This window comes from Mucilaginibacter sp. (assembly GCF_039207105.1).
Taxonomy (GTDB): Bacteria; Bacteroidota; Bacteroidia; order Sphingobacteriales; family Sphingobacteriaceae; genus Mucilaginibacter.
Map to the genome: position 1 here is coordinate 1 of NZ_JBCECK010000273.1, position 3751 is coordinate 3751.

The following is a 3751-nucleotide window of genomic DNA, read 5'->3' on the forward strand; positions in this document are numbered from 1 at the left end:
CATAAGCGGTAAAATAACCGATCAAAATAACCAGCCAGTTCCCTTCGCCTCTGTCTATATCAACAACACATCGCGCGGTGTATCTGCTAACAGCGAAGGATATTATGAGTTGCAATTACAGGCTGGTAATTATGAATTGCAATACAAAGCTGTAGGTTATAGCCAGCAGAGCCGTGAGATAACCCTCACCGGAAACCAGGTGATCAATGTATCTTTACAAACAGAAACCTACCAGCTGCAAACTGTAGCCATACATGCCGGCGGCGAAGATCCTGCTTATGCCATTATCCGCAAGGCTATCAAAAAGCGTAAAACCTACCTTAACGAGGTTAAAGCTTATACCTGCGATATTTATATCAAGGGCCTCCAAAAACTACTGGCTGCCCCAAAAAAGTTCCTGGGCTTTGATGTGCAGAAAGCCACCCGCGAAGCCGGGCTCGACTCCAACCGTACCGGCATAGTTTACCTGTCAGAATCTCAGTCAAAATACAGCTTCATCAGCCCCAATAAGGTACATGAGGTGCAGGTATCATCTAAAGTATCGGGGCAAAACAGGGCATTCAGTTTTAACAGGGCATCAGACATGGCTGTTAACTTTTATGAAAACTTTGAAATCTGGGACGGGCTCAGTAACCGCCCTATTGTATCGCCTATTGCTGATAATGCCTTGTTCTATTATAACTACAAATGGATGGGCATATCGGTTGAAAACGGTGAAACTATTAATAAGATACTGGTAACCCCCAAACGCGCACATGACCCTTGTTTTGATGGCTACATATACATACTGGAAGATAGCTGGCGGCTATCGGCCCTGCAACTTTATATCACCAAAAGGGCTAATATTAATCTGGTTGATACCGTGAAGATAAACCAGCAGTTTTACCCTGTAAGCGATAAGGCCTGGATGCCGGCAACCACCAAATTTGAATTCACTGGTGGTTTACTGGGCTTTAAACTTGGCGGCTACTTTATTGCAATATATAAAAACTACGACCTTAACCCCAGCTTTGAAAAAACAAACTTTGACGAGGTTTTACACATTGATAAAAACACTACCCATGATTCGATCTTCTGGAATCAGCAGCGGCCAATCCCTCTTACTGCCGAAGAAAAAACAGACTATAAAAATAAAGAAACCCTGGCACAGAAACGTGAGTCGAGAACATATCTTGATTCGTTGGATAAAGATAATAACACCATTAAGCCAATGAAAATTTTGGTAACCGGTATTAACATCCGCAACCGTTATAACAAAGAAAACCTGCATTTCGATGGTTTGCTAACCTCTTTATTGTATAACACAGTTGAGGGTTTTGCCATTAATTACGGGGTAACTTACAGTAAAGTGGTTGATACAATTAACAACCGCTCGCTGATATTGGGTGGCCGGGTGCGCTATGGCTTGGCCAATCATTTATTTAATGGTGTTGCAAGCGCGGCCATTCCTTTAAAGCAATTTACACTTGGCCTAAACGCCGGTTCAGATATTACCGATTTAAATAACCTGCAACCGGTATCAACCTTTGTAAATTCACTGCATAGCCTGCTTTTGCGGCAAAACTACCAAAAGCTATATCAAAAGCAATTTGTATCAGCCTCGCTCTCCGGGCATATAGCAGGCGGATGGAAAGCTTCTGCAAGTGCTGAGTGGGCAAACCGTAAATCACTGTCAAACAGTAGCACATATAGCATTTTTAGCCCTAAAGATCATGCATTCACCTCAAATAACCCATTGGTACCCACACAGGATATCCCTTTGTTTGCAGAAAACCAATCATTTAAAGTATCGCTGCGCACCAGTTATGACTTTAGTGATAAATACGAAACCTATCCTTCGGGCAGGCGTTATCTTCCATCTAAATATCCAACCATCGGTTTAAATTACACTACTGGCATTAGCATATTAGGTTCTGATGTTGATTATCACCTCTTGAGCGCCGATATATCTAAAACCAATATGGATTTAGGATTTTATGGAAACACATCGTTTTTTATCGGGGCCGGTAAATTTCTGAGTACTGATAAACTATTTTATCCGGATTATATTCATTTCGAGGGTAACCAGTTGTTTGCCTACAAACCAGGTATTACTCGCTTTATGTTGTTGGATTATTATGACTTCAGCACGTCGGACAGATATATTGAAGCCCACCTAGAGCATAACTTTATGGGGTTCTTAACCAATAAAATACCTATTATTCGTAAATCCAAACTTCAGGAAATTGTTGATGTTAATTACCTGTATACCCCGGTTCTTAAAAACTACACTGAATTGGGTGTGGGCCTGCAATATTTAAATATCAGGCTGATGTATGGCCGGTCATTCAACAGCAGCAGCAATAGCAAGTCGGCCATCAGACTCGGGATAAGTTTGTAATTTATTATCAAGTAGCGAGCAATCAGGTAGCGCGATCAAAATTTTGAATATTTGATATTCAATGCTGATTTGATGGTAATAAACCTGAGTATTTTATACAAATTTGGTAAATACTTGATACACGATACCCACTACTTGATAGTAACTCACTATATTAGCATCCTTTAATTTTACTCATGAATATATTTTACGGAACAGGGGTAGCTATGGTGACCCCTTTTCAGGCAGATGGTCAAGTTGACTACGAGGGTTTAAGAAACCTTATTGAACATTTGATTGATGGCGGGATGCAATACCTGGTATCATTAGGTACAACCGGCGAAAGCGCCACATTGAATGCCGATGAGCGAAAGCAGGTTTGGTCATTTACCGCGCAGGTTGTAAATAAACGCGTTCCGTTGGTTGCTGGCATAGGCGGTAACAATACCCATGAAGTAGTTGAACAAGTTAAAGAATTTAACATAGATGGTTATGATGCAATACTGTCATCAAGCCCACATTATAATAAACCTACGCAGGAAGGTATATATCAGCACTACAAAGCTATAGCACAGGCTGCGCCACTACCTCTAATTTTATATAACGTACCGAGCCGTACCGGCAGCACTATAGCGGCCGAAACAACTGTGCGCTTAGCCCGTGATTTTAAAAACATCATTGGTATTAAAGAGGCATCGGGCAATTTTGATCTGTTTAACCAACTAATGCGCGATAAGCCGGAAGAGTTTTTGGTAATATCCGGTGACGATCCGGTTACCTTACCAATGATGGCCCTGGGTGCTGTGGGGGTTATATCTGTTATAGGTAATGCCTTGCCTAAACCATTAGTGGCTATGGTAAAGCTATTGCTAAATAACGACTACAAGCAAGCTCAAAAGATACACAGCAGCCTGATTGAATTTACCAGGTTAATGTTTGTTGAAGGCAACCCGGCAGGCGCTAAAAATGCACTAAAGCATTTAGGTGTTTGCGATGAAAACCTCCGGCTGCCTCTTGTACCGGTAAGCAGCGGTATTGCCGAAGCCATAAAAAAGGAAACGCAAAAATTAGCATAAACAAAAAACCCGGTTACTAACTAACCGGGTTTTTTATTGGAATAATAAAATCTTACTAAGCTTCTTTATTTTTCGCTTCCTGTACTTCCAAACGGATAGCCTGAGCCAGGTTTTTAAGATCTTGCATGCCTTTACGAACGCGGGTTCCGGCAGCGCTGTTTCCTTTGTTGTAGAATTTGTCGGCGTCGGCCTCCAAAGATGCTACAAGCTCTTTTACTTCAGTAAATTTTTTCATTTAATTACTCCTTTTAAATTATGAGGTTTATTGTTTTAATTTAAGCTAATCTAAAATGTTTTTTTTTAATTAAAAATTTTT

Annotated in this window: 3 protein-coding genes; 2 read left to right on the top strand and 1 reads right to left on the bottom strand. The window is 40.8% G+C overall.

The features are described from left to right. Positions 1-2380, top strand: a 2380-nt coding sequence (locus AAGC65_RS25405) for a DUF5686 and carboxypeptidase regulatory-like domain-containing protein (RefSeq protein ID WP_343115261.1), incomplete at its 5' end; no start/stop codon positions are given. 176 nt (positions 2381-2556) lie between these two features. Further along, a complete protein-coding gene (gene dapA / locus AAGC65_RS25410) occupies positions 2557-3435 on the top strand; it encodes a 4-hydroxy-tetrahydrodipicolinate synthase (protein WP_343115262.1) in 879 nt (292 codons plus the stop codon). A gap of 55 nt (positions 3436-3490) precedes the next feature. Here dapA and AAGC65_RS25415 read toward each other — a convergent pair whose 3' ends face one another. Further along, entirely contained in the window at positions 3491-3670 is a 180-nt protein-coding gene (locus tag AAGC65_RS25415) for a histone H1-like protein (protein WP_022830046.1), read from the bottom strand. Positions 3671-3751: the final 81 nt, after the last annotated feature.